This window comes from Bacillus crepusculi (genome assembly GCF_014764715.1).
Taxonomy (GTDB): Bacteria; Bacillota; Bacilli; order Bacillales; family Bacillaceae; genus Bacillus.
In genome coordinates this window covers 12,352-32,654 of the sequence record NZ_JACXXE010000010.1, presented here as the reverse complement: position 1 = coordinate 32,654, position 20,303 = coordinate 12,352, and the positions used below count along the sequence as shown (strand labels likewise).

At 41.1% G+C, this 20,303-nt stretch carries 22 protein-coding genes; 5 read left to right on the top strand and 17 right to left on the bottom strand.

What is annotated here, in order from left to right; genetic code table 11:
- Nucleotides 1-76: 76 nt before the first annotated feature.
- A complete protein-coding gene (locus IEE86_RS15450) occupies nucleotides 77-736 on the bottom strand; it encodes an aspartate/glutamate racemase family protein (RefSeq protein WP_191098013.1) in 660 nt (219 codons plus the stop codon).
- Between the two features lie 105 nt (nucleotides 737-841).
- On the opposite strand from IEE86_RS15450, the gene katX reads away from it, so the two are divergent.
- Nucleotides 842-2,431, top strand: coding sequence for a catalase KatX (gene katX, locus IEE86_RS15445; protein ID WP_191098012.1), 1,590 nt, complete (start codon nucleotides 842-844; stop codon nucleotides 2,429-2,431).
- 47 nt (nucleotides 2,432-2,478) lie between these two features.
- Here katX and wrbA read toward each other — a convergent pair whose 3' ends face one another.
- The 3 genes from wrbA to IEE86_RS15430 form a co-directional block, all read right to left on the bottom strand.
- A complete protein-coding gene (gene wrbA, locus IEE86_RS15440; RefSeq protein ID WP_191098011.1) occupies nucleotides 2,479-3,093 on the bottom strand; it encodes an NAD(P)H:quinone oxidoreductase in 615 nt (204 codons plus the stop codon).
- Nucleotides 3,094-3,165: 72 nt separating this feature from the next.
- Complete coding sequence (locus IEE86_RS15435) at nucleotides 3,166-3,774, bottom strand: alpha/beta hydrolase (RefSeq protein WP_191098010.1); 609 nt, start codon at nucleotides 3,772-3,774, stop codon at nucleotides 3,166-3,168.
- On the bottom strand, nucleotides 3,771-4,721 hold the full coding sequence (locus tag IEE86_RS15430) for a ring-cleaving dioxygenase (RefSeq protein ID WP_191098009.1): 951 nt from the start codon (nucleotides 4,719-4,721) through the stop codon (nucleotides 3,771-3,773). Before IEE86_RS15430 ends, IEE86_RS15435 begins: the two co-directional genes overlap by 4 nt.
- Nucleotides 4,722-5,118: 397 nt before the next feature.
- On the opposite strand from IEE86_RS15430, the gene IEE86_RS15425 reads away from it, so the two are divergent.
- Nucleotides 5,119-5,577: a hypothetical protein gene (locus tag IEE86_RS15425; protein ID WP_191098008.1), complete on the top strand. Its 459-nt coding sequence runs from the start codon at nucleotides 5,119-5,121 to the stop codon at nucleotides 5,575-5,577.
- A gap of 100 nt (nucleotides 5,578-5,677) precedes the next feature.
- Here the strand turns inward: IEE86_RS15425 and rpsR are convergent, their stop codons facing one another.
- From rpsR to IEE86_RS15400, 5 genes are all read right to left on the bottom strand, one after another.
- Nucleotides 5,678-5,917, bottom strand: coding sequence for a 30S ribosomal protein S18 (gene rpsR / locus IEE86_RS15420; RefSeq protein ID WP_008347556.1), 240 nt, complete (start codon nucleotides 5,915-5,917; stop codon nucleotides 5,678-5,680).
- Nucleotides 5,918-5,957: 40 nt separating this feature from the next.
- On the bottom strand, nucleotides 5,958-6,500 hold the full coding sequence (gene ssbA / locus IEE86_RS15415; RefSeq protein WP_099682525.1) for a single-stranded DNA-binding protein SsbA: 543 nt from the start codon (nucleotides 6,498-6,500) through the stop codon (nucleotides 5,958-5,960).
- 36 nt (nucleotides 6,501-6,536) lie between these two features.
- Nucleotides 6,537-6,824: a 30S ribosomal protein S6 gene (gene rpsF, locus IEE86_RS15410; protein WP_191098007.1), complete on the bottom strand. Its 288-nt coding sequence runs from the start codon at nucleotides 6,822-6,824 to the stop codon at nucleotides 6,537-6,539.
- A 108-nt stretch (nucleotides 6,825-6,932) separates the two neighbouring features.
- Nucleotides 6,933-8,033: a redox-regulated ATPase YchF gene (gene ychF / locus IEE86_RS15405; protein ID WP_191098006.1), complete on the bottom strand. Its 1,101-nt coding sequence runs from the start codon at nucleotides 8,031-8,033 to the stop codon at nucleotides 6,933-6,935.
- A 216-nt stretch (nucleotides 8,034-8,249) separates the two neighbouring features.
- The gene (locus tag IEE86_RS15400; RefSeq protein WP_008347561.1) at nucleotides 8,250-8,456 is read right to left on the bottom strand and encodes a DUF951 domain-containing protein; all 207 of its coding nucleotides are present in this window, start codon (nucleotides 8,454-8,456) and stop codon (nucleotides 8,250-8,252) included.
- A 294-nt stretch (nucleotides 8,457-8,750) separates the two neighbouring features.
- On the opposite strand from IEE86_RS15400, the gene IEE86_RS15395 reads away from it, so the two are divergent.
- Complete coding sequence (locus IEE86_RS15395) at nucleotides 8,751-10,070, top strand: hydrolase (protein ID WP_191098005.1); 1,320 nt, start codon at nucleotides 8,751-8,753, stop codon at nucleotides 10,068-10,070.
- A 15-nt stretch (nucleotides 10,071-10,085) separates the two neighbouring features.
- Nucleotides 10,086-10,496, top strand: coding sequence for a hypothetical protein (locus IEE86_RS15390; RefSeq protein WP_191098004.1), 411 nt, complete (start codon nucleotides 10,086-10,088; stop codon nucleotides 10,494-10,496).
- 25 nt (nucleotides 10,497-10,521) lie between these two features.
- On the opposite strand, the gene IEE86_RS15385 is transcribed toward IEE86_RS15390, so the two are convergent.
- Nucleotides 10,522-11,571, bottom strand: coding sequence for a YkvI family membrane protein (locus IEE86_RS15385; protein WP_191098003.1), 1,050 nt, complete (start codon nucleotides 11,569-11,571; stop codon nucleotides 10,522-10,524).
- A 78-nt stretch (nucleotides 11,572-11,649) separates the two neighbouring features.
- Here IEE86_RS15385 and yyaC point away from each other — a divergent pair, with 78 nt between their 5' ends.
- Nucleotides 11,650-12,276 carry a spore protease YyaC gene (yyaC, locus tag IEE86_RS15380; RefSeq protein ID WP_191098002.1) on the top strand — a complete coding sequence of 209 codons (627 nt, stop codon included), beginning with the start codon at nucleotides 11,650-11,652 and terminating at the stop codon, nucleotides 12,274-12,276.
- A gap of 25 nt (nucleotides 12,277-12,301) precedes the next feature.
- Here yyaC and IEE86_RS15375 read toward each other — a convergent pair whose 3' ends face one another.
- From IEE86_RS15375 to mnmE, 7 genes are all read right to left on the bottom strand, one after another.
- Nucleotides 12,302-13,156, bottom strand: coding sequence for a ParB/RepB/Spo0J family partition protein (locus IEE86_RS15375; protein WP_191098001.1), 855 nt, complete (start codon nucleotides 13,154-13,156; stop codon nucleotides 12,302-12,304).
- Nucleotides 13,149-13,910 (bottom strand): sporulation initiation inhibitor protein Soj, encoded by a 762-nt coding sequence (gene soj / locus IEE86_RS15370; RefSeq protein ID WP_008360890.1) that lies wholly within the window; start codon nucleotides 13,908-13,910, stop codon nucleotides 13,149-13,151. The genes IEE86_RS15375 and soj overlap by 8 nt, the downstream gene beginning before the upstream one ends.
- A gap of 240 nt (nucleotides 13,911-14,150) precedes the next feature.
- Nucleotides 14,151-14,984 (bottom strand): orthopoxovirus pf05708 family protein, encoded by an 834-nt coding sequence (locus tag IEE86_RS15365; protein WP_191098000.1) that lies wholly within the window; start codon nucleotides 14,982-14,984, stop codon nucleotides 14,151-14,153.
- A 129-nt stretch (nucleotides 14,985-15,113) separates the two neighbouring features.
- Nucleotides 15,114-15,989, bottom strand: a complete 876-nt coding sequence (noc, locus tag IEE86_RS15360; RefSeq protein WP_191097999.1) for a nucleoid occlusion protein — start codon at nucleotides 15,987-15,989, stop codon at nucleotides 15,114-15,116.
- A gap of 105 nt (nucleotides 15,990-16,094) precedes the next feature.
- Nucleotides 16,095-16,814 carry a 16S rRNA (guanine(527)-N(7))-methyltransferase RsmG gene (gene rsmG, locus IEE86_RS15355; protein ID WP_191097998.1) on the bottom strand — a complete coding sequence of 240 codons (720 nt, stop codon included), beginning with the start codon at nucleotides 16,812-16,814 and terminating at the stop codon, nucleotides 16,095-16,097.
- 13 nt (nucleotides 16,815-16,827) lie between these two features.
- Nucleotides 16,828-18,714: a tRNA uridine-5-carboxymethylaminomethyl(34) synthesis enzyme MnmG gene (gene mnmG / locus IEE86_RS15350; RefSeq protein WP_191097997.1), complete on the bottom strand. Its 1,887-nt coding sequence runs from the start codon at nucleotides 18,712-18,714 to the stop codon at nucleotides 16,828-16,830.
- Between the two features lie 17 nt (nucleotides 18,715-18,731).
- Nucleotides 18,732-20,111 (bottom strand): tRNA uridine-5-carboxymethylaminomethyl(34) synthesis GTPase MnmE, encoded by a 1,380-nt coding sequence (gene mnmE, locus IEE86_RS15345; protein ID WP_191097996.1) that lies wholly within the window; start codon nucleotides 20,109-20,111, stop codon nucleotides 18,732-18,734.
- Between the last annotated feature and the right edge of the window lie 192 nt (nucleotides 20,112-20,303).

Here is a 20,303-nt window from a genome sequence, read left to right as displayed (position 1 = left end):
ATAGTTTGCGCTCGATTATTTTTTTAACATGTCATCCCATTTACGTTTCTATACAAAAAGAGCGAACCTGACGGGTTCACTCTTTTAAAGCAGTTATTTTTTGATGAACAAATTGTTTTAGTGGTGAAAGCGGATGAACGATAGGGACACCTGTCTCCTTTTCTATCTGCTGTGCCGCATGAACCATGGATAACTGCATCACACAAATGTCTCCTCTTTTTTGCTTCATACACCTTCTGAGCTGCTCTTTGATTCGCTCCTCATAAGCCTGCATATCACCGTTTAGACAAAGGTGAAAGATATCCTCCATCACTATAGCTTCTGCATCAATCTGTTTGCCTCGCTCTTTTGCATATGACTCAAGCCGCTCCATCGTCCCTTCCACTGTAGCGGGGTTTGAAAATACAAGCTGAAGAGGTCCTTTTTTCTGACAAATCAGCTCCAATAATGGTTCATCTATCGGAACAATCGGTTGTCTGAAAAGGAGCTGCTGATCACCCAAAGCGGCAATGTATTGTGTACATGTGATCAGAATGAGATCGGCTTCCCTTTCTTGCATCAGTCTGTTGATGGCATAGGCTTGCTGCTTGTGATGATCAAAAGCAGGATCTTGTGTGACACGTTCTATAAATGATGAATCGACTGTATGATGAAGCTCAAATGCTGTATCACGAAAAACGTCTTCTATATAAGACATATTGGATGGATGGGCGTGAAGGCAGTGTAATCGAATCATCAAGTCCGCTCCTCAAGAAAGTTTTCAATCATTATATCAATCCTTGTATGAAATAGGGAGTAAGATGACCATATTGTTAGGGAGATATTGAAGGAGGGATTCTAATTGAAAGAAGATCAACAGCCTAAACCATCCTCAGAGTCAGAAGACACTTTAACGAATCGACAAGGCCATCCTGTAACAGATAATCAAAACATGAGAACCGTTGGAAATAGAGGACCAACTACGCTTGAAAACTACGATTTCCTAGAGAAAATCAGTCATTTTGATCGTGAGCGTATTCCTGAACGAGTCGTTCACGCACGCGGCGCTGGGGCACACGGTTATTTTGAAGCCTATGGTACATTCGGTGATGAACCCATTTCCACCTATACAAGAGCCAAATTATTTCAGGAGAAAGGGAAAAAGACCCCTGTCTTCGTTCGTTTTTCTTCTGTGATTCACGGCGGTCATTCGCCAGAAACATTGCGCGATCCTAGAGGGTTTGCAATCAAATTTTATACAGAAGAAGGCAACTGGGATCTCGTCGGGAACAACTTGAAAATTTTCTTTATCCGAGATGCTTTGAAGTTCCCTGATTTGGTTCATGCCTTTAAGCCTGATCCTGTCACCAATCGTCAGGACGGCGAGCGCATTTTTGATTTTGTCTCACAATCACCTGAAGCGACGCATATGGTGACATTTCTCTTTTCACCATGGGGCATCCCAGCAACATATCGGCACATGCAAGGCTCAGGTGTCCATGCGTACAAATGGGTGAACCATGAAGGAAAAGCGGTACTAGTCAAATATCATTTTGAACCGAAACAAGGCATTCGCAACCTGACCCAGGAACAAGCGCAAGCGATTCAGGGAGAAAACTTTAATCATGCCACACAGGATTTATATGAAGCCATTGAACAAGGAGATCATCCTGAATGGGAGGTATATGCGCAGATCATGGAGGATGATGCCCACCCTCATCTTGACTTTGACCCGCTTGATCCGACAAAGCTTTGGTACAAGGATGACTATCCATGGAAACCAATCGGACGAATGGTCTTAAACAAAAATCCAGACAATTATTTTGCAGAAGTCGAGCAGGTTGCCTTTGGGACTGGGGTTCTCGTAGACGGTCTCGATTTTTCAGATGATAAATTACTGCAAGGGCGCACCTTCTCCTACTCTGATACCCAGCGATATCGTGTGGGGCCAAACTATTTACAGTTGCCAATCAATGCACCGAAAAAGCATGTCGCCACCAATCAGAGAGACGGGCAAATGGAATACCATGTCGACCAAGGCAAAGGACAAAATCCCCATGTGAATTATGAACCATCGATCCTCGGCGGATTAAAAGAAGCCAAGCAGGATGGAAAGGATCATACGCCTTTTGTAGAGGGTGACGTCAAACGAGAGGCCATTGACCGCCCGAATAACTTTGGACAAGCCGGAGAAACGTATCGCCGCTTCAATGATTGGGAACGTGAGGAACTGATTAAGAACTTAGTCAATACACTTGCGACCTGTCAAAAGGACATTCAAGACCAAATGATCGAAAACTTTACAAAAGCTGATCCTGACTATGGAAAGCGTGTAGCCGATGGCTTAAAAGCCTTCAAACAAGAGGAGCCAAGCGGACCAATTGGATCAACAGGAGCCGCACAAGCTGTGAACGATGCCATCAACAACAGCACACCATCAGATCCTTATTAAATAAAAAAGAATGCAGCATCGATGCTGCATTCTTTTTATATACATGATTAAGCGTTTTGACCTTTTTTGATCCATTCTGCCACATTGACTGTACGTTTTGCCTGATGCTTCGCAGCTGCTTCTGCATCCTCTTGGATCTTTCCGTTTTGGTCAACAGTGACACTCACGCCGTAAGGGTTGCCTCCTGCGCCGTATAATGAGTCATCTGTGTATCCAGGAGCGGCAATAATCGCTCCCCAGTGGAACATTGTTGTGTAAAGGCTAAGAATGGTCTGCTCCTGTCCGCCATTTGGGTTTTGTGCAGAAGTCATCGCACTCACTGCTTTGTTTGCCAATTTCCCTTGGAACCACAAGCCGCCTGTTGTATCTAAAAATTGCTTCATTTGAGCCGGTAGGTTACCGAAACGTGTCGGCATGCTAAAGATGATCGCATCCGCCCACTCTAAATCACCCAATTGAACCTCTGGGACATCCTTTGTTTCGTCTAAATGTGCTTTCCATGCTGGATTTGATGCCACAACTGATTCTGGTGCCAATTCAGCAACCTTTAATACTTTGACTTCAGCGCCAGCTTCTTTCGCTCCTGCCTCAGCCCATTTCGCCATCTGATAGTTTGTACCTGTTGAACTATAATAAATAATCGCTAATTTTACGTTTTCCATTTGTTCCATCTCCTTTTGTTTGTTTTGCCCAAAAAGCTTCTGTAAAAATCCCACCTGTATTCCCCACCTTAATTAAAATTGACGACGATACCATAATGCCGCAGCATCGACTTCTTCTTTCGTTAACTGATGTCCACGATTTTCCCAATGAAGCGTTACGGATGCTCCCGCCTCTTGAAGCAATTGCTCTAGTTCCTGTGATTCCTCTGGACGACACATTGGGTCATTTTCACCAGCTGCTATAAAGACTTGTTTCCCCGCTAATGAAGGCAATGAAACCCCGCGTCTAGGGACCATCGGGTGATGCAGGATAGCTCCTTTTAAGGCATCCCCATAATGGAATAACAAGCTTCCAGCAATGTTCGCCCCATTGGAATAGCCGATGGCTACCACGTTGTGACGATCAAACCCATGTTCATCTGCTGCTTCCCCGATGAATGTATATAGTTCCTTTGTACGCTCAATTAAATCTTGTTCATCAAATATACCCTCTGCCAAGCGCCTGAAAAAACGAGGCATGCCGTTCTCTAACACACTTCCTCTCACACTAAGAACAGATGCATCAGGATCTACCACCTCTGCAAGCGGCAATAAGTCATGTTCCGTCCCGCCAGTTCCATGCAGTAATAACAGAACAGGCCTTTGTTCATTCTTTCCTTTTCGAAAAAGATGCTTCATCACGAATCTCCTTTCCCTTTGATTTCTCTCACCTCTATTGGCAGCACAATTTGTTCAATCTGACTGCGCTGCGCCTCATATTGCGGTGGCAGTTTCAAAGCTTCACCCATTGTTTCCACTGATTCGTCGTGTGCAAACCCTGGAGGATCGGTCGCAATCTCAAATAATATGCCGCCAAGCTCTCTAAAATAAATGGCATTGAAGTAATTTCGGTCTTGCACAGGCGTCACTTGATACCCGCTTTGCGCAATATGTCTTTGCCAATCTAATTGATCCTGATCATCTGTTGCTCTCCATGCAATATGGTGCACAACCCCAACACCCATACGTCCATTTGCCACAGGTGTCACTTTCACATCAATCACATTGCCAATTTCCCCGAACGAACGGAATCTCACATAATCCTCTTCTGCTCCGACTCGTTCAAGTCCCATCGTTTGCTCTAGCAGCTGCATCGTTTGCTCCGGCTGTGATGTTAATAAAACAGCTCCGCCAAACCCCTTAATCGCTACATTTGGTGTCACACCGTTAAATGTCCACTCATTTTGCTTTCCTTCCTCACGCTCTACAAGCTCAATCAACAAGCCATGTGGATCTTCAAATGAGAGAAAAGCTTCACCAAAGCGTTCAACCATTTCATAAGAAATATCAAACTGCTCAAGACGTTCCTTCCAGAAAGAGAAAGCGCCTGTCGGTACGACATATGTCGTCACGCCCACTTGACCTGCGCCAATTTGTCCCTTTTGCGCACCCGGCCAAGGGAAAAACGTAATAATGGTACCTGGAGACCCTCCTTCATTCCCAAAATATAAATGGTATGTGCCCGGATCATCAAAATTGACGGTCTTTTTCACAAGACGAAGACCTAATACGCCTGCATAAAAATCAACGTTCTCCTGAGGATGACCCACAATTGCTGTAATATGGTGAATTCCTTCTGTTTTCTTCACTTCTCATGTCCTCCTCATCATGAAGTAACAAGCCTCTACTTATTATGTCTTTGTTCATGACTTTATATTATCTCGAATTCGAGATATTAAACCAAAAAAATATATTTATCTCGAATTAAGGATATAATGATTTTAAATAAATGTCAACGATTTTTGTTTTTTCTTCTTAAAAAAGCCCCTGCTTAGCAAATGGCACGCCTGCTGTGACTTGATTATTGCAGCCATTTTTTCTTTTTAAATAGGCTTTCGCTACCTGAAATGCATCCTTTCCCTTCACATTGACTTCATAATTTCATTTCCCTCATCTCTTGTTAATAATGATTCAATTATTGTTTATTCCTTTTTAATGTTTTACTGGTAAAATTCTTATAGAGGAAAATTTTTTGGGGGAGATATTATGGCTAATACCTGTCCATACTGTGGCACAAATCTAAAGATGGAGAAGGAATTCTTTTTTTGTCATTTTTGCGATATGAATTTAAAAATAGAGCAAATTCAGAAAGATGGAGAGAGAATCCAGGTAAAAAACAGAGAAATCACTTCTGCTTATCTTCATATGACCACTCCAGAATTGATGACATTTTCAACATGGGAACTGATACTTCTTTTAAGAGAAGCTAGAAAAATAAGAACATCCCTTTACAAGAGAAATTTCGAGTCTAAAATTCACAAGGAGACACAAAAAGGAGATGAATTACTACAGTCATATAAATTATCCACAAAAAAGATGTATGTAATAGAAAATATACTTAAGGTCCGGCTAGGTTATATCCCTTCGAACTTAAGCGAATCATTCCTAAACAAATATCAGAAAAATATAGAAAAACCTAAAAATACATCTCGAATGCAAATATGAGAAAATTTAAATCTTATCCTGTGTGTTACTGTTAATATAAATTTGATGTTATTCAAAAAAAAGCGAAGAGCTCAAGGCTCCTCGCTTTTAAGTCAACGACTTACTCACCAGTAACGTATGGAAGTAATGCCATTTGACGTGATTTTTTAATCGCTAAAGTCAATTTACGTTGATACTTAGCGCTAGTTCCTGTTACACGACGAGGTAAAATTTTACCACGCTCAGAAACAAACTTTCTAAGAAGATCAACATCTTTGTAATCGATGTGCGTGATACCGTTAGAAGTAAAGAAACATACCTTACGACGTTTCGCACGACCGCCTCTGCGTCCACCTGCCATTTGTTTTCACACCTTTCCTTTTGTCATTTTTTCAGATCAATTAGAATGGCAAATCATCATCGGAGATGTCAATCGGTTTACCATCATTCGCAAATGGGTCATCATTGAAGCTATTTCCCTGATTACGATTTTGGTTGTTTTGATTGCCATATGGATTTTGATTTGGTTCATTTCCGAATGGATTCTGATCGTTTTGGCTTCCGCCATAATACTGGCCTCCGCTATTGCCACCGCCGCTGTATCCACCTGAACCAGCACCGCCGCTCTTAGGCTCAAGAAATTGAACACTTTCAGCTTGAACCTCTGTCACGAAGACACGTTGTCCTTGCTGATTTTCATAGTTTCTTGTCTGCAAACGACCGTCTACACCGGCAAGACTTCCTTTTTTCAAGAAATTAGCCACGTTCTCGGCTTGTCTTCTCCAAGTAACACAGTTAATGAAATCGGCTTCACGCTCTCCAGATTGATTCGTAAACGTACGATTCACAGCTAGAGTAAACGTGGCTACAGCCGCACCATTAGGCGTGTAGCGAAGCTCAGGGTCTTTTGTTAGTCTTCCGACCAATACAACACGGTTTAGCATATTGAAAGACCACCTTTAAAAATATATTTCAATGATTTATTCTTCTTCTTTAACAACAATGTGGCGAATGATATCGTCACTGATCTTAGCTAAGCGGTCAAATTCTTGAACTGCTGCAGCGTCAGATTGAACGTTTACGATTTGGTAGAAGCCTTCACGGAAATCGTTGATTTCGTATGCAAGACGACGTTTACCCCAATCCTTTGTTCCAGTGATCTCCGCACCGTTAGAAGTTAACACGTTATTGAAACGCTCGATAACTGCTTTTTTAGCCTCATCGTCAACTGTTGGGCGGATGATGTACATAACTTCGTACTTTCTCATCTGATTGCACCTCCTTTTGGTCTAAGCGGCCCTATACGGGCAAGGAGCAATAAATTATATTACTCACAATTGTATATTATAACAAATCACTTGGCCTATGACAAGAACCTATACATTAAAACGGAAATGAATGACGTCTCCATCTTTCACGACATATTCTTTACCCTCTAAACGAACTTTTCCTGCCTCTTTCGCAGCAGACATACTTCCGCCAGCTAGTAAATCCTCATAAGCCACCGTTTCGGCACGAATAAATCCACGTTCAAAGTCAGTATGAATGATCCCGGCACATTCTGGCGCCTTCATTCCTTTTTTAAATGTCCATGCGCGTACCTCTTGCTCACCTGCTGTGAAATACGTAGCTAAGCCAAGAAGAGAATAAGCTGCTCTGATCAACTGATCTAGCCCTGATTCTTTAATGCCAAGCTCTTCAAGAAACATTTGCTTCTCTTCTCCTTCAAGCTCAGCAATTTCAGACTCGATCTTCGCACAAATGGTGATGACTTCAGCGTTTTCACCAGATGCGAACTCACGAATTTGCTGTACATATTCATTGCCATCCTGATCCGCTACTTCATCCTCACTCACATTTGCTACATAAAGAACGGGTTTAGATGTGAGTAAATGAAGCTGTTTCACAAGCTTTTGCTGCTCATCAGTAAATTCTACAGACCTTGCCGATTTCCCAGCTTCAAATGCGTGCATTAGCTTCGACAAAATATCAAATTCAGCTACCGCTTCCTTATCCTTTTGTTTCGCAAGCTTACTCACACGAGCCAAACGCTTTTCAACTGTTTCTAAATCAGCCAAAATCAATTCTAAATTAATGGTTTCGATATCTGACACAGGGTCAACCTTACCTGATACGTGTGTAATGTTATCATCAGCAAAGGCTCTCACCACATGACAGATCGCATCTACTTGACGAATGTGAGAAAGGAATTTATTCCCTAAACCTTCACCCTTAGATGCACCTTTGACAATACCCGCAATATCAGTGAATTCAAAAGCAGTTGGAACTGTCTTTTTCGGTTGCACTAATTCTGTCAGTTTTTGTAAACGCTCGTCTGGAACTTCTACAATTCCGACGTTTGGATCAATGGTACAGAACGGATAGTTAGCAGACTCCGCCCCAGCCTGTGTTATTGCATTAAATAGCGTTGACTTCCCGACGTTAGGTAAGCCAACAATACCAGCTGTTAAAGCCATTCTTTCATCTCCTCTATATCAAACGTGCTCGTTATACTGCGTAATATGAACCTAGAGCAATTATAAGTAGGTTTACATGAAAAGACAAGCTAACCATCATGCATTTTCAATAGAAGAAACAGCAACAAAAAGAGTAAATCAATGCTTTAAAACAGATAATTGCTTCTGGATCTTCTGTAGAAAAGACAATTTTAATGAAAAAAGCATGAGGCCTACTTAAGCAGTTGGCTCCTCATGCTTGACAAGAATTTTCTTCATTTTTCGTTCAAAATCTCTTCTTGGAATCATCACGCTGTGCCCGCAACCTTCACATTTAATGCGAATATCCATGCCCAAACGAATAACCTTCCACCGATTGGCACCACATGGATGGGGCTTTTTCATTTCAACGACATCATGTAACCCAAACGCTTTGTCTGCCATCAGCCTTCACCTCACTTGCTCACTTCATTGAATCTATTGTACAAAAAAACGATGATGAAGGGCAATGCACAAAACAAAGTGCCTCATTCAATCGTTCAGCCTATTCTTTTTTATAGAAAAAACCCTCCTTTTAGATCATTTTATTTGTGACCAATAGTTACTTAAACTCCGCTTTTTTTCAATATTGTCACAAACACTGTAGGTCAAAAGGTTTTTATTGGTAGAACGCTGTGGTTTTTCCATATTTTTTGATTTATGATATCTGCATAAATGTTATGTGAGGGAGCAGGTACGATGGTCAATCGAAAGGATAGATTAACTGATAAAGAATATAAAATCATATCCGATCATGCTGGAAACATAGATAATTACCAGCCGCACCATACGATAGATGTAGGTCAGCAAACACTCACTGTCCACGATTTTCTAAAGATCGATCATAAATTATATGGTTTAACAATGCAGCCGGAACAATCAGACGAGTTCATCGTGGCTTTTCATTGTCCGCTTCCAAACCCAATGAAGGTCGCATCTTCACAAGATGTGCAAACCGCGGCACAATCATTACTCAAAACGGATTATGCCTATCCCATTGAAAGAAAGTCCCTAGACAGCAATCAAGATCATGTCTTTTTTAAAGGGAAGGAATACATAGAGCAAATCAGTCAGAAGCATCCAAATGCAGGCATCTATCTCACTGGACAAGCCCTTGCTGGTGCTGTTTGTGCTTATATTGCAACAGAACAGCCAGCTGTCAAAAAAGCCGTTACCTTTGATAGCCCAAATATATGGAGCAGCCTGTCGCCTGCAATTCAGCAAAAGGCGCAGCAAGGTCAATATACACATATATTGACTGAATATATTCAGCCTAGTCATTACGTAGGTTTACTCAATCGTCACGATCATGGGGTTGGACAAGTCAAGTACACTGTACCACCTCGGCAGCAAGGGACAGTCCAAGAATCCAGTAAATACAAACAAAGAGAAATCGACACCTTTTTAAAATCAGCCTTTGCATCTATGAATATAGAATGGAACGAATCATTTGATACGAATGCATTTTTAGCTCTTGTTTCAGGAGAATTCAAAATAAATGGATATAAATTCCACTCTGATGGAACCGCCCGTATTTTAGATGAACAGCTTGATCATAATACAAGCTTTACCGCCATGCTTTTACAAGAAATTCATTCAGGTCGTGCATATGCACAAAGCGGTCTTGAAATTATCATAAAATCCCATTTACTAAAAAATTCATCCTATGATCTACAAAGCATTATTGAACATGAAGTACAAACCATCTTTGAGAAAATCGATGGAATCGATGAATGTGTAAAAGAAGCCGTCCACCATGTAAAACAAGAGCTCAAAGGGCTTGTCGGCTTTGGCCACTATGATTTATTAAGTCATACTGATGTGGAAGCACTGTTAGAGGAAGTAAGGATGGAGCAGCCTCATTCATCCTTTTATTCACATGAAAAACAACTGAATGCCTTATACACCCTTAGAGATTATGAACAAGAGCTTTCCACCCTTTCAAGACATCTCTACACAATGGGTGATGACTATGCCAAGGCAGATAGACGCCTTGCGATGCAAATGGGTATTCATTAAGAAAGGAGTCACCAAATGATCAATCAAAATAAACCTCCTAGTGACGCCCAGCGTTTCTTGCAAAATGTGAGCGCCCGCCGCTCCATGTCGGTATTCGAAAATCAATCTGCACCTCAAGCACAATCGCAATCTCCCGAAGAAATCGCCGCCATTCAGGCTATACGGAGAGAGGGACAGCGAAAGGATCTAAAACGACTGCTGAAGATGAGGCTTCATGACGAATTAGCAAACACTCGCATGCACTTGGAGTATCAACTGTCCAAAACAGAAGACATGTTGAACCAGACAACCATTGTCAAACAGCATCTATCCCAGCATTTAAAAGGGCAAGCCATCTCAGAATTAGAGGAACGCATTCAGCGTCTCCAGCAAATGCCTGTATATGACGATATCAAAGACGTCATCGATTCAATTCGAATAAAGTAAGCACCTCTCTTTGTAAGAGAAGTGCTTATTTTGTTTTATCAATATAATTTTTAGACCGAAAAAATATCTTTTTACTTAAAATCGGATATAGCATTAAACAGACGAGTAAATAAAGGTTGAGCAAGCTATAAATGGGATACAAGAAAGCAATCAAATCGGCAAATCCAAGGGATGTTAAAGGCGCCATCAAAAGAAGCATGACAAACACAATTAACCAGCGAGGCATTCGTACAACAGAGAGCATTCGGCTGGATAAACCAAATAAACCTGCGGCTGTCGTCGTATAAATCGCTAAACAAAGGACGATCGTCATAAACACAAACAATGACGTCGGCGCCCCCTCTAATACTGTAAACAAAGGAATTCCCTCTGCTGAAAGACTTCCAGAAATATCAACCAGTATTTCGTTATACACATAAGAGATCACACCAAAAATCAGACCACTTAATATACTCGCAATCTTTGCTTCTCCGAGTCCCTTCATTTCTTTCCCAACCGAAGACAGCACCGCCACAACAGATAATATATTTAAAGAAGCAAAGACAATACTGGCTGGCCAATTGTACTGCTGCCCAAAATCAATTCTCCACATGTGATCATGATTCATATAATAAAAAACAAACGCATAGATGAGCCCCACCACCAAAATTGGTATAATGAAAGCATTCACAGATAAGAGCCCTTTCACATCCCAGAAAAAAATCATAAATGAAAAAAAGCAAAACGCACCGATGCCAATCCAAAATGGCACATGATACATCTCAAGTGTAACCCCGCCACCGGCAATCATAACCGTCGTTGTCGTGAATAAATAAAGAACAATTAAAATATCATACACCTTAGCCAGCCATGGTCCTACAAGCCGCTCTAATACTGGCACAAAGTGATCGGCACGCACCTCATAACTGATTTTCAACACCACATAGGTAGACAGCATAAACATTAATGTAAACAGTAGGATAGCTAGTCCACTATCAATGCCAAAAAACTGCCAAATTTCTTGACCGGAAGCATATCCCGCTCCTATTAAGCTTCCTAAAATTAAAAGCGTCCACCTTGAACCAGCCTTCCACACAATTATCACCTCATAGGTATAGAATCAAGCTTGTTTCCGTATACTGTTACTAACTACTATGACAAGGAAGTGAGACCTATGAATAGCAAGAACGGTCTTTTTTTAAGAAATAGGGTGAAAGAATACGTGTCCCATACGGATACAAATGCCATTCAACAGCTGAAAAGTATTTTATTCTCGCATCTTCAGAAAGCAGGAAAAAGACCTGTTGCCATCGTCTGCATAGGAACAGACCGCTCAACCGGTGATTCTCTAGGTCCGCTTGTTGGAACAAAGCTTTCAGGTTTGGATTTGAAAAAGCTTCATGTATACGGAACCCTCTCTGATCCTGTGCATGCGGTCAACTTAAAAGAAAAGCTTGCTGAAATTGAACAAGCTCATAAGCAGCCGTTTATTGTAGCTGTTGATGCCTGTTTAGGAAGAGTAAAAAGTGTAGGATCGTTCCAAATTGGAGAAGGACCGTTAAAGCCCGGGGCAGGTGTGCAAAAGGAGCTGCCAGAGGTAGGAGATATTCATATTAATGGAATCGTCAACGTGAGCGGCTTTATGGAATACTTCGTTCTCCAAAATACGCGTCTTCACCTTGTCATGTCTATGGCCAATACACTTTCTGAATGTCTTTCTCACATTGATCAAATGGATTGGACGAGAGAAAAAAGCCGATCTCTCTTCACCCCTATTCAAAATATAACGGGGAGAATATAAAAAAGACCATCTCGTATCAAGATGGTCACTCTGAGGATTCCCTCGTAGAAAGCAATTCAAGAATTCTTTCTAAATCTTCGTTTGAGAGAAATTCAATCTCAATTTTCCCTTTTTTCTTCTGTTTCTTGATCGTAACTGGAGTACCAAAGTAATTTTGTAAGAAAGACTCTCTTTCTTTCAACATTCGATCCTTTGGTGCTTCTTTTTTCTTTGTTTCACGTGGAACATTTTCGTTTAATTGCTGAACAAGTGTCTCAACCTGACGTACATTTAACCCTTCATCCACGATTTTCTTTACCAATGGCGCCAGCTTCTTCTTGTTTTTCAAGCTAAGCAAAGTTCGTCCATGTCCCATTGATAACGTTCCATCTGCAATCAGCTTTTGTACTTCATCCGGTAATGTCAAAAGACGGAGATGGTTCGCAATATGTGGTCTGCTCTTACCTAATCGCTTCGCCAATTCCTCTTGAGTCACACTTAAGTGATCTAGCAAGGATGCATAGGCTTCCGCTTCCTCTAATGGAGATAAATCCTCGCGCTGTAAGTTTTCTAAAAGAGCAATTTCTCTCATCAGCGTTTCTGAGAATTCTCTAACGATCGCAGGAATCGTTGTCAGACCAGCTTGTTTTGCTGCTCGGAATCGGCGCTCACCTGCTACAATGTCATATCCTTTAATCGATTTTCGGACAATGATCGGCTGTAAGACACCGTGCTGCTGAATTGACTCTTTGAGATCAGACAATGCATCATCATCGAACGTTTTTCTTGGCTGATATGGGTTCGGACGCAAATCCTTCAGTTTGATTTCTTCGACAGTTTCTTCATTTGAGTCTACATTGTTAAATAGTGCATTAATACCCTTCCCAAGACCTTTAGCCATTCGCATCCACTTCCTTTGCTAAGTCTAGATAGACATCTGCACCTCTTGAACGTGGATCATACAAGATAATAGGCTTCCCATGACTAGGCGCTTCGCTGAGTCTCACATTCCTTGGAATCACAGTCTGATAGACTTTATCTCTAAAGTATTTCTTCACTTCTTCGATGACCTGAATTCCAAGATTTGTTCGCGCATCAAGCATTGTCAGTAAGACACCTTCAATGGCAAGATCGGTATTTAAATGTTTCTGCACGAGACGAACTGTGTTTAACAATTGACTCAATCCTTCAAGCGCATAATATTCACACTGAACCGGTATTAAAACGGAATCGGATGCAGTTAACGCATTAATCGTCAGTAATCCAAGTGATGGCGGACAGTCAATAATCATGTAATCGTAATTTTGTTTCACAGATTCAAGTGCTCTCTTCAGCCTCACTTCACGTGAAATCGTAGGCACAAGCTCAATTTCCGCCCCTGCAAGCTGTATCGTCGCAGGAATGACATCAAGATTTTCGACCTCTGTTGTCTTAATCACATCAAGTACATCTGCATCGTCAACTAATATATCGTACACACACTTCTCTACATCGGCCTTCTCAATCCCAATACCACTCGTGGCATTGCCCTGCGGATCAATATCAACTAACAACACTCGTTTTCCTATGTATGCTAAACACGCACCCAAATTAACAGAAGTTGTCGTCTTCCCGACGCCACCCTTCTGGTTGGTAATCGCTATGATTTTTCCCACGATGTCACCCACTTTCAACTTAACAAGTTTCTCATTCATTCATACTTTCTATTCTATCAAAAAAAGTATGAAACGTTTGCTTTTTTTGTTCCTCTATTATAAATTTGTCGATGAAAGTCTATTTTCGTACATGGATAGATGCATAAAAATACGCATAAAAGATATATCAATATATCATTTTAACGAAAATGAGTAGACATGAAAAATCCCCCACTTTCATTAAAAGTGAGGGAGATACGATCAAAAATTTAAACCACCAATTTTACGGCCTTCGCTCACAATGACCTTAGGGGTCACTGTTTTATAGCTTTTCTTTTTCAAAAATCCATAGGGTGCCTTAATGGTAAATGTCGCATGTCCAACAGCGTCACCTGTTTTGGCATAGGCCTGCCACACAATCTTTGAACAGTATGTGGGGTCCAATGATTGAATTGACATTGTGATGGAGTATCGAGCCTTTGGATGGTCTTTCACATAATTCTGTGCCCATTCCCCTGCTAGATTTGCCTTTTCCTCGTGATTGATCCGAATCACCTTTGTATTGGCACTATAGCGAAACCAGCTATAAATGGAATCAATATTTGGATGCTGCCGGAACCCTGGAATGGATGCATAGCTTTTTTCGTTAATGACGATACCTGCATGACCAATTAAACCATTCAAAGCACCAGTGCTTGTCACCAATATATCCCCTTTTTTAGGCATAATATCGGTACCAGGATACGGCTTTCCTAAAAGGTGACGAATGGTATGCGGCTTTTCATCAGTCACTACCTCATCCTGTTTGTTTTGTCGTAAGCCATAGTCTTTCAAGTCATCATCAGCTGTGATCAAGTCAATCGCATCGTCCTGAGACTCATGCTCTTGATTTAATTGTTGAACAGTTACCTCTTTAGAAACCACGCCTTGTTTCTTTAGGACGTTCAGTTCTTCCTTCGTAATCGTTTGTTCTTCATCATGAACCTCTTGGCTCGGTGGCGTATTCACAGCAAAAATTGTTGTTTCATTTGAAACAAAAGAAAAAGAGAATAGTAAATAACAAATAATAGCAAAAATAGTCTTTTTCATTTTCATCGAGTAGTTGTCACCTCCCTTCTACTATGAAAATCATATTTTACCAATTAATGAATAATAAGTAAATATGATAAACCTTAGTGAAAGGCATACAAAAAAAGCTGACGAGTGGAGCTCATCAGCTTTTTTCTATTTAGGAATTCGAATCGTTAATTGGATATATTCCTCAAATTCTTCTTCCTCGGTATTTATTTTAAGTCCGCTGTCTTCTACCATATGGAGAGACTGACGAATGGTATTCATCGCAATACGTGTATCTCGACTAAACGCCTTACGTTTTGGCTTCGGTTTGCGATCTGTTTTTTGTTCAAGCATTTTCACTACACGCTCTTCAGTCTGTTTCACATTCAACTGCTTTTCGATGATTTCCTGCAATAGCGCAATTTGTAATTCTGGAAGCTTTAGGGGTACAAGTGAACGTGCATGCCTCTCAGAGATTTTTTTCTCCAAAATGGCCTGTTGTACCTCTTCAGGCAACTTTAAAAGTCTTAATTTGTTGGCAACAGTTGATTGTCCCTTTCCTAAACGCTGAGCAAGCGCCTCTTGCGTTAAATCATGGAGCTCTAAAAGACGTGCATAAGCATGAGCCTCTTCAATAGCAGACAGCTCTTCTCTTTGCAAATTTTCAATCAATGCCACAGATGCCGTTTCCGTATCAGTAAAATCTTTTATAATAGCGGGGATCTTCTCCCATTGAAGAGTTTGTACCGCTCTCCAACGTCTTTCGCCGGCGATCAGTTCATATTTTCCTTCTTCTTCTGTTGGTCTGACAACAATCGGTTGGATAATGCCGTGGGTATGAATCGTCGTGGCCAGCTCTTGTATCTTTTCTTCTGAAAAAATGGTGCGTGGCTGAAAACGGTTAGGCATAATTGTGTCAACCGGGAGCTCCTGTATCTCTTCCTTTAATGTTTCATGCTCAGCAATCTCTGCCTCTATTTCGGTTTCACGCTCAGGATGTTCTTTGTCACCAAGCCCGAAGAAGCGTGAGAGTGAATGCTTCATGAACCTACACCACCTTTAAAAACTACCTTTTTATAATTCTATTTTCTCATGTTTTTTCCTTCTGTAAAATCATAAATATTGAAGAAAAACCGACCTTTTACATGATCAACCTTCTATTGGTGATTTATTAGGTGTTCCTGGTTTTCTAGGATATTTTTTTGGTGTTTGCTTTTTCTTTTCAATGACAATGATATTCCGTTCGCTTTCTTCTAAAGGAAGAACAAAGGAATGCTTTTCAACAACCTCTCCTCCGAGGACAGTGACAGCTTTTTTGCCTGCTTGCATCTCTTCATCAGCTGCAGATGCCTTTAATGCAACAAACAATCCTTCCTTTTTCACAAGAGGCAGACATAGTTCGCTCAAAACGGATAAACGCGCAACTGCTCTAGCAGTGACAAGATCATAGCTTTCACGCTGTTCCTTACGTTGGCCAAAAGTCTCCGCACGATCATGATAAAAAGTAGTATCTTGTAAGTTTAACCCTTTTGCTAACTCATTGAGAAACGTAATTCGTTTCTGAAGAGAATCAACAATGGTCACATGTAGATGAGGGAAACAAATTTTAAGAGGAATGCTTGGAAAACCAGCACCAGCTCCAATATCACAAATCGTTGTTACATTGTGAAAATCAATAAAAAACGCTGCTGATATCGAATCATAAAAATGCTTTAAATAGACTTCTTCCTTTTCTGTAATGGACGTTAAATTCATCTTCTCGTTCCATTCGACAAGCATACGGAAGTAAGTTTCAAATTGTTCAAGCTGCACAGGAGAAAGAGTAATCCCTTTCTCCTCTAGTGCCGCTTTAAATTGATCAATGTTCATGCCGACATCCTTTCTACTCTGCTATCTTCGCAATACGTCCCTGCTCCAAATACACTAAAAGGATAGAAATATCAGCAGGGTTAACGCCAGAAATACGAGAAGCCTGTGCAACAGAAAGCGGTCGGACTTCTTTCAGCTTTTGTTTCGCTTCAGTTGCAATCCCTTTGATGGCATCATAATCGATTCGATCTGGAATCTTTTTGTTCTCCATCTTTTTCAGCTTTTCAACTTGTTGGAGCGACTTTTCAATATAACCTTCGTATTTAATTTGAATCTCTACCTGCTCACACACATCGGAAGGAAGCGGTGTTTCAGCAGGGGCTAATTGCACAACAGATTCATAGTTCATTTCTGGACGCTTCATCAAATCACTTGCACGAATGCCGTCCTTGAGCTCACTTCCACCAAGTGAACGAATAAATTCCTGTGTCTCTGCTGTAGGTTTAATGATGACAGAGTATAATCGTTTTTTCTCCGCTTCAATGGCTTCTCTTTTCAGCTGGAAGGCTTGGAATCTCTCTTCAGAAATTAATCCAATGTCATATCCTAGTTCAGTTAATCTTAAATCAGCATTGTCATGACGTAGAAGTAGACGATACTCCGCACGGGATGTCAGGAGACGATAAGGTTCATTTGTTCCCTTTGTGACAAGGTCATCGATGAGAACACCGATATATGCATCAGATCGGCTTAAAATGACTTCTTCTTTACCCAATGCTTTTCTTCCTGCATTAATACCTGCCATGATTCCTTGACCTGCTGCTTCCTCATAACCAGACGTACCATTAATTTGGCCGGCTGTATATAATCCGGAAATTTTCTTCGTCTCAAGTGTAGGCCACAACTGAGTAGGCACAATCGCATCATACTCGATGGCATAACCCGCTCTCATCATTTGTACATTTTCGAGTCCTGGGATGGTTGAAAGCATGCGCTGCTGTACATCCTCAGGAAGACTTGTAGACAAACCTTGAACATAAACTTCCTGTGTATTACGACCTTCTGGCTCTAAGAAAATTTGATGTCTCGGTTTGTCATTGAAACGTACCACTTTATCTTCAATGGAAGGGCAGTATCTAGGACCAGTTCCTTTAATCATACCTGAATACATTGGAGAACGGTGAAGATTCTCATCAATAATTTGATGTGTCTCTAAACTTGTGTATGTTAACCAGCATGGCAGTTGGTCTGTAATATATTCAACCGTTTCATAGGAGAACGCCCGCGGTACATCGTCACCTGGTTGAATTTCTGTCTTACTATAATCAATCGAGTGGCTGTTCACTCGAGGGGGTGTCCCTGTTTTAAAACGAACCAAATCGAATCCTAATTCTGCTAGATGATCTGATAATTTAATTGAAGGCTGCTGGTTATTAGGCCCGCTTGAATAAGAAAGATCCCCTAAAATAATGCGGCCTTTTAAGAAAGTACCAGTCGTTAAGACAACAGATTTCGCACGATAATTCGCCCCTGTTTGTGTAACGACACCTTTACATTCGTCATCTTCTACAATTAAATGATCCACCATACCTTGCAGCATTGTCAGGTTTGGTTCATTTTCCATTGTTTTTTTCATTTCATGCTGATATTGGAATTTATCTGCTTGCGCTCTTAATGCACGGACAGCAGGTCCTTTCCCAGTATTCAGCATGCGCATTTGAATATGCGTCTTATCTATATTTCTTGCCATTTCTCCGCCTAGTGCATCAATTTCTCTGACGACAATCCCTTTTGCGGGACCGCCCACGGACGGATTACATGGCATAAAAGCAACCATATCGAGGTTGATGGTCAATACAAGTGTTTTGGCGCCCTGTCTTGCAGAAGCAAGAGCAGCCTCAACACCAGCATGACCGGCACCGACGACGATGACGTCATATTGGCCAGCTTCATAACCCATTTCTTATTTTCCTCCCTTTACTTTCCTAAACAAAATTGAGAGAACAACTGATCAATTAAGCTTTCATGAACAGCATCCCCAATAATTTCACCTAGCTGCTCCCAGCAGCGTGTTAAATCTATTTGAACAATATCAATCGGTACGTCCATTTCAATTCCTTCAAGAGCATCTTCAATTGATTGTTTTGCTGCCTGAAGGAGCGCAATATGCCTTGTGTTACTTACATACGTTAAATCTCCACTTTCAATTGAACCTGCGAAGAATAGTGATTGAATTGCTATTTCAAGCTCATCAATCCCCTTTTCTTGTAATAATGATGTTGTGACCACTGGGCGATCTTTCGCTAGCTGCTTGACCTTTTCTACATCAAGCTTAGGCTCAAGATCTGTCTTATTCACGATCACGATGATATCCATGCCTGAGACAGCCTCAAAAAGCTTGATATCCTCTTCAGATAATTCCTCACTATAATTGAGCACAAGTAAAATCAGGTCAGCTTCTTTTAAGACCTGTCTAGATCGTTCAACCCCTATACGCTCAACAATGTCCTCAGTCTCACGTATACCTGCAGTATCGACTAGACGAAGAGGTACGCCTCTTACATTTACATACTCTTCAATGACATCTCTCGTTGTTCCAGGAATATCTGTCACAATTGCCTTTGTCTCCTGTACAAGACTATTCAACAAGGATGACTTCCCAACATTCGGCCTTCCAATAATCACAGTGGATAAGCCCTCACGAAGAATTTTCCCCTGCTGAGAGGTCGTTAGCAGCGATTCAATTTCCTTTTTCACAGATGTCGCTTTTTCAACTAAGACTCGATGTGTCATTTCTTCGACATCGTCATACTCTGGGTAGTCAATATTTACTTCAATATGAGCCAGTGTCTCTAAAATCTCACCGCGAAGTCGTTTAATCAGACCAGAGAGACGTCCCTCCATTTGAGTGATCGCTACATTCATCGCACGATCTGTCTTTGCACGAATCAAGTCCATTACGGCTTCTGCTTGCGAAAGATCAATTCTTCCATTTAAGAAAGCACGTTTTGTAAACTCACCTGGCTCCGCTAATCTTGCTCCTTCTCTTAAAGCAAGCTGTAATACTTTATTGACCGTCACAATTCCGCCATGGCAGTTGATCTCAATAACGTCTTCTCTCGTAAATGTTTTTGGCGCTCTTAATACCGACACCATGACCTCTTCTATTACTTGCTCAGTACTAGCATCAACGATATGACCATAATGAATGGTATGGGAATCCACCGATACAAGTTTTTTCCCCTTAGGTCCCTTATACATCCGATCAGCAATCTGTACCGCATCAGGCCCACTTAAACGAATAATCGCAATTGCCCCTTCACCCATTGGTGTAGAAATTGCTGCAATTGTATCCACCGCTCATTCACCTCTTTCTCTACTTAATAGACAGTCTTTTATCTATTAAATGGACATTGTCCAACTCTATATCAAAAACGCTTAATCCAAAATTTAAAGATACCACAAATGAAAGCGAAGCGAAAGTATCCCATATCTAATTATCCACAGCTTTGCACCTTGTCTATTTTAACACTTAACTTATCCACATGT

Bases quoted from the DNA above. Each gene is read 5' to 3' on its own strand.
- rpsF (WP_191098007.1), bottom strand. From the start codon at position 6,824: ATGAGAAAGTACGAAGTTATGTACATCATCCGCCCAACAGTTGACGAT.
- wrbA (WP_191098011.1), bottom strand. From the start codon at position 3,093: ATGGAAAACGTAAAATTAGCGATTATTTATTATAGTTCAACAGGTACA.
- ychF (WP_191098006.1), bottom strand. From the start codon at position 8,033: ATGGCTTTAACAGCTGGTATTGTTGGCTTACCTAACGTCGGGAAGTCA.
- IEE86_RS15450 (WP_191098013.1), bottom strand. From the start codon at position 736: ATGATTCGATTACACTGCCTTCACGCCCATCCATCCAATATGTCTTAT.
- IEE86_RS15365 (WP_191098000.1), bottom strand. From the start codon at position 14,984: ATGAAAATGAAAAAGACTATTTTTGCTATTATTTGTTATTTACTATTC.
- IEE86_RS15375 (WP_191098001.1), bottom strand. From the start codon at position 13,156: ATGGCTAAAGGTCTTGGGAAGGGTATTAATGCACTATTTAACAATGTA.
- IEE86_RS15390 (WP_191098004.1), top strand. From the start codon at position 10,086: ATGATCAATCAAAATAAACCTCCTAGTGACGCCCAGCGTTTCTTGCAA.
- yyaC (WP_191098002.1), top strand. From the start codon at position 11,650: ATGAATAGCAAGAACGGTCTTTTTTTAAGAAATAGGGTGAAAGAATAC.
- ssbA (WP_099682525.1), bottom strand. From the start codon at position 6,500: ATGCTAAACCGTGTTGTATTGGTCGGAAGACTAACAAAAGACCCTGAG.
- noc (WP_191097999.1), bottom strand. From the start codon at position 15,989: ATGAAGCATTCACTCTCACGCTTCTTCGGGCTTGGTGACAAAGAACAT.
- rsmG (WP_191097998.1), bottom strand. From the start codon at position 16,814: ATGAACATTGATCAATTTAAAGCGGCACTAGAGGAGAAAGGGATTACT.
- IEE86_RS15425 (WP_191098008.1), top strand. From the start codon at position 5,119: ATGGCTAATACCTGTCCATACTGTGGCACAAATCTAAAGATGGAGAAG.
- IEE86_RS15395 (WP_191098005.1), top strand. From the start codon at position 8,751: ATGGTCAATCGAAAGGATAGATTAACTGATAAAGAATATAAAATCATA.
- mnmG (WP_191097997.1), bottom strand. From the start codon at position 18,714: ATGGGTTATGAAGCTGGCCAATATGACGTCATCGTCGTCGGTGCCGGT.
- rpsR (WP_008347556.1), bottom strand. From the start codon at position 5,917: ATGGCAGGTGGACGCAGAGGCGGTCGTGCGAAACGTCGTAAGGTATGT.
- IEE86_RS15400 (WP_008347561.1), bottom strand. From the start codon at position 8,456: ATGGCAGACAAAGCGTTTGGGTTACATGATGTCGTTGAAATGAAAAAG.